Below are 596 nucleotides of genomic sequence, written 5' to 3' on the forward strand. Positions count from 1 at the left end.
CAGTTGGCTCATCAAAGCTAAATCGTGGGTGATGAAAAGAACTGAGAAACCAAATTCTTCTCTCAGCTGATAAATTTGTTGCAGGATCTCTCGCTGCACCACCACATCAAGCGCTGTCGTTGGTTCATCCATAATGATGAGCTTAGGGTTTAAAGACAGCGCGATGGCAATAACCAGCCTTTGGCGCATTCCCCCAGAGAACTGGTGCGGATATTCACCCAGTCGATCTCGAGGGATGTTCACCAAATCGAGCAGTTTTTCGGCGCGATCTTTGGCTTGCTCGTTGCTGAGTCCTTGATGATGACGTAGGACGTCTGCAAACTGCTCTTGAATGGTCAGTACCGGATTAAGCGAGTTCATGGCACTTTGGAATACCATGGCGATTTCGCTCCAACGCAGCGCGCTTAGCTCCTTATCGGACAAACGTAAGATGTCCTTACCTTGGAACAGAATTTGTCCGCCAGAGATAAACGCGGGCGGCTTGTGCAGACGATTGATCGAAAAAGCGATGGTACTCTTTCCGCATCCAGATTCCCCAGCAAGGCCGAATACTTCGCCTTTTCCAATATCAAAGCTGACCGATTTCACCGCATTAA

General features: G+C 48.7%; 1 protein-coding gene. It reads right to left on the reverse strand.

Annotated features, from left to right (window positions below; genetic code table 11):
• Positions 1-596, reverse strand: a 596-nt coding sequence (locus tag R7O13_RS28865; RefSeq protein ID WP_318305461.1) for an ABC transporter ATP-binding protein, incomplete at both ends; no start/stop codon positions are given.

Source organism: Vibrio sp. Y176 (assembly GCF_033438945.1).